Raw genomic sequence first — 4,100 nt, 5'->3', positions numbered from 1 at the left:
TTCAACCTGACGGGTTTGCCAGCTTCGCTGGGCAAACAAAAAGCCCGACATTAATGTCGGGCTGAGTTTATTCGTTTGGCGGCTCTGGGGCCAGGGTGACCACATATTCGGCAATGGACAACGCGTTATCCATCACTGTCTGTCGTGCCATTTGCGGGAGCTGACTCAGCAAGCTCGTCAATGCGGCGAGATCATCACGGTGAGAGAAGGCGATGTCTCGCTCATCCGTTTCACCATGCACAAACCAGTTGAAGGGTCGGCCGGTGATTTCCGCTATCATGACCAGCGCGAGGATTTTCGGATCCGTTTTCCCCGACTCCATATCCAAATAGGTTTGGCGCGCGACATTCAAACGCTTCGCCATGTCTACTTGGGTTATCTTACTAAATTCCCGTGCTTCACGGATCCGTTGCGCGATGCGCGCCGTCGAAATCACCATGGTTCATGCCTCATTTCTGCAACCCGAGCTGTATTAAACACAGCCCGTTACAACACCACCCCTGCATTATGCATGGCTCGGCAGGCGTATCATGGTGGCGCACACCGATAGTGTGACACTACGCTTTTGATGCCTACCTCAGTAAGCAAGCACTCACCCGCCTATCTAGTCGAGCAGGCAGTCTTTTTATGCGCGCTGGGCCGCCTTTGAATAGTTGACTAAGAACGAAGCCATGTTCACGCTTTGGTTTAAGATCGCAGTACGGGCTTCGTGCGGTAAGCGAGAGAAATGCTCAAGCAGGCGGTTCACATCTTGCTTATACTGAACATCGTGCATTTCGACATCTTCATCACCGTAGACAAACCATACCAATGGGCGCTCAGTCAGCTCAGCAATGTTGGAAAGCATACGAACACGCGGCTCTGTTTTACCATTTTCGATATCCAAGTAGGTTTGACGGGCCACATTAAGCAGCTTGGCCATTTTTACTTGGGTGATGCCTTTCCACTCACGCGCTTCTTTGATGCGTTTTGCTACTTGGGTTTTAGAGTCAATCATTGCTTCCTCTCTATAACTGGTCGATGTTAGTCGTTATACCCTGAGTATGCACAATGTAGGCCAAGTTATTGGACACCAATAAAAACCAATATATTCAATAATTTAAAAAACAGAATAGCGTTCTGTTTAATTTTCCAGACGCCATGCCTGAGATTAAATGCAAAATGATTTGCATTTTGCAATAAATCCTATGCAGATCGCATTTTTGTAGAAAGAGGACAGTAATTGATAAAAGATCAACCACGCTCCTGGTCAGAGCGTGGTGATTATTGGGCAGGTTTACTCAACAGTGACGGCTTTAGCAAGGTTACGAGGTTGATCGACGTCCGTGCCTTTAATCAAGGCCACATGATACGACAATTGCTGCATCGGGATGGTGTAAAACACGGGGGCGATGATGTCATCCACGTGTGGCATAGCGATAATTTTCATGCCTTCTTCTGGTGTAAAGCCGGCGTCTTGATCGGCAAACACGTAGAGCTGGCCACCACGGGCACGCACTTCTTCGATATTGGATTTGAGCTTTTCCAACAGCTCGTTATTGGGGGCAATCACAATCACTGGCATATAGGCATCAATCAGCGCCAATGGGCCGTGTTTTAGTTCACCCGCGGCATAGGCTTCCGCGTGAATGTACGAGATCTCTTTGAGTTTAAGCGCGGCTTCTACGGCAATCGGATAAAACTCGCCACGCCCTAAAAACAGAGAGTGATGCTTGTCGGCAAAATCTTCCGCGAGTTGCTCAATCGCTTTATCAAAGGTCAACGCTTGCTCGATGCTTGAAGGTAGGTGATGCAAAGCATCGACAATCTCACGTTCTTTGTCACGACCAATCGATCCCTGCATTTTACCTAGCGCGGTGACCAGCATCAGCAGCGCAGACAGCTGGGTGGTAAAGGCCTTGGTCGAGGCCACGCCAATTTCTGCGCCCGCGCGCGTCATAAAGGCCAAATCGGATTCACGTACCAACGATGAGCCTGCCACGTTGCAAATGGCCATGGTGGCCATATAGCCACGCTCCTTGGCTAAACGCAGCGCCGCTAGCGTATCGGCCGTTTCGCCAGACTGCGACAAGGTGATCAGCACGCTATTAGGGCGGGTGACAAACTGGCGATAGCGAAACTCCGAGGCAATCTCCACATCACAACTGACGCCTGCCAGCGATTCAAACCAATAACGCGCGACCATGCCCGCATTGTACGAGGTGCCACAGGCGATGATTTGAATATGCTGTGCTTTGGCGAGAATATCGCTGGCCCCATTACCGATGGCATCGACAATCACATGGTCGCTGCCTAACCGGCCTTCCATGGTGTTGGTGAGCGCGGTGGGCTGCTCATAAATCTCTTTTTGCATATAGTGGCGATATTGGCCTTTATCCGCCGCATCGTACTGAGCACTGGCTTCATGCACCTCGCGTTCTACCGGTGTGCCTTCTTGATTATAAATGGTCACCTCGCGGCGAGAGATATCGGCCACATCCCCTTCTTCGAGATAGATAAAGCGACGCGTGACATTGAGCAGCGCCAACTGATCCGAGGCGAGAAAGTTTTCGCCAATCCCCAAACCAATCACTAGTGGGCTACCCGAACGCGCGGCTATCAAGCGCTCTGGCTGATTTTTATCCATCACCACGGTACCGTATGCCCCTTCAAGCTGACTCACCGTGCGTTGGAATGCCTCAAGCAAATCAGAGGATTGCTTAAGCTCCCAATCAACCCAATGCGCAATCACTTCAGTGTCGGTCTGCGAATGGAATTGATAACCCCGCGCTTGTAATTGTTCACGCAGCATTTGGTGGTTTTCAATAATGCCATTGTGTACCACGGCAATGCGCTCGCCAGACATATGTGGATGGGCGTTCGCCTCACTGGGTTCGCCATGGGTGGCCCAACGTGTATGCGCGATGCCGGTACCACCGGTAGGATTGGTCTCGGTCACCGCGTCTGACAATGCAGCCACTTTACCCAGCCGGCGCACACGAGTGAGCTGCCCGGTTGCCGAATCGGTGATCGCGACCCCAGCCGAGTCGTAACCGCGATATTCAAGGCGACGCAGCCCCTCTACTAAAATCTCGGCGACATCACGCTGAGCGACCGCCCCTACAATTCCACACATAGTCTTTCCTTACTGGTCTTATTACTGGTCAGCACAGATCACATCTGTGCCGGTTTGTTCTATGGCGTGTTTAAGATCATCATCCAGCAAACTGTCGGTGATCAGGGTGTCGATGCTCGACCACGCAAGCTCTAGGTTGGGGATCCGACGCCCGATTTTCTCCGACTCAATCATCACCACCACCTCACGCGCGACCTCCGCCATCACCCGCGTCAGACCCGTCATCTCGTTAAAAGTCGTCGTCCCACGTGCCACATCAATGCCATCGGCACCGACAAAAAGCTGGTCAAAGTCGTAGGCACGTAAGGTTTGTTCGGCCACTTGGCCTTGAAACGATTCAGAATGGGTATCCCAGGTGCCGCCGGTCATCAGCAGAGTTGGTTCGTGCTCGAGTTCACGAATGGCATTGGCCACCTGTAGCGAGTTGGTCATCACCACCAAGCCACGTTTCTTATCCAGCAAAGGGATCAAAGCGGCCGTCGTGGTACCACTGTCTACCACAACCCGGTTATGGTCACGAATGCGCGCCGCGGCCGCATCGGCAATACTTTGCTTTTTTTTCGATACCTTGACCGCATGCTCCGACACCATTTCTTGTGGCACGGGTACCGCTCCACCGTAACGGCGCAGCAATAGGCCATTTTTCTCCAGCTCCGCGAGATCTTTGCGGATAGTCACCTCTGAGGTTTCAAAACGTTGCGAGAGCGCGTCGACACTCACTTGGCCTTGCTCGGTGAGCAAAGTAACGATGGTATGGCGCCGTTGCTGAGTATTTCGTTTCGACATATAACAACCAAGTTTCGATTCGAAACTTATGGTAGAGCAAACAAAACAAAGATCAAGATAATGAGGGAAAAAGTGTGGCAAAACAGAGAAGAGGATGATTCAGCGTAGAGCAATAACGAAAAAAGCCCACCAGCGAATGCTGATGGGCTTAATATGGTGCGGAAGGAGAGACTTGAACTCTCACACCTTGCGGCGCCAG

Annotated in this window: 4 protein-coding genes; all 4 read right to left on the bottom strand. The window is 51.5% G+C overall.

What is annotated here, in order from left to right; all coding sequences use genetic code 11:
- Nucleotides 1-67: 67 nt before the first annotated feature.
- Entirely contained in the window at nucleotides 68-439 is a 372-nt protein-coding gene (locus tag C7A19_RS14735) for a helix-turn-helix transcriptional regulator (RefSeq protein WP_077458600.1), read from the bottom strand.
- A 186-nt stretch (nucleotides 440-625) separates the two neighbouring features.
- Nucleotides 626-997 carry a helix-turn-helix transcriptional regulator gene (locus C7A19_RS14730; protein ID WP_021022741.1) on the bottom strand — a complete coding sequence of 124 codons (372 nt, stop codon included), beginning with the start codon at nucleotides 995-997 and terminating at the stop codon, nucleotides 626-628.
- Between the two features lie 279 nt (nucleotides 998-1,276).
- On the bottom strand, nucleotides 1,277-3,115 hold the full coding sequence (gene glmS / locus C7A19_RS14725) for a glutamine--fructose-6-phosphate transaminase (isomerizing) (RefSeq protein WP_116645275.1): 1,839 nt from the start codon (nucleotides 3,113-3,115) through the stop codon (nucleotides 1,277-1,279).
- A gap of 21 nt (nucleotides 3,116-3,136) precedes the next feature.
- Complete coding sequence (locus C7A19_RS14720) at nucleotides 3,137-3,901, bottom strand: DeoR family transcriptional regulator (RefSeq protein ID WP_069362336.1); 765 nt, start codon at nucleotides 3,899-3,901, stop codon at nucleotides 3,137-3,139.
- Between the last annotated feature and the right edge of the window lie 199 nt (nucleotides 3,902-4,100).

Origin of the sequence: Salinivibrio sp. HTSP (genome assembly GCF_003390965.1) — a bacterium.
Taxonomy (GTDB): Bacteria; Pseudomonadota; Gammaproteobacteria; order Enterobacterales; family Vibrionaceae; genus Salinivibrio; species Salinivibrio kushneri.
This window is presented reverse-complemented; position numbering and strand designations above follow the sequence as displayed.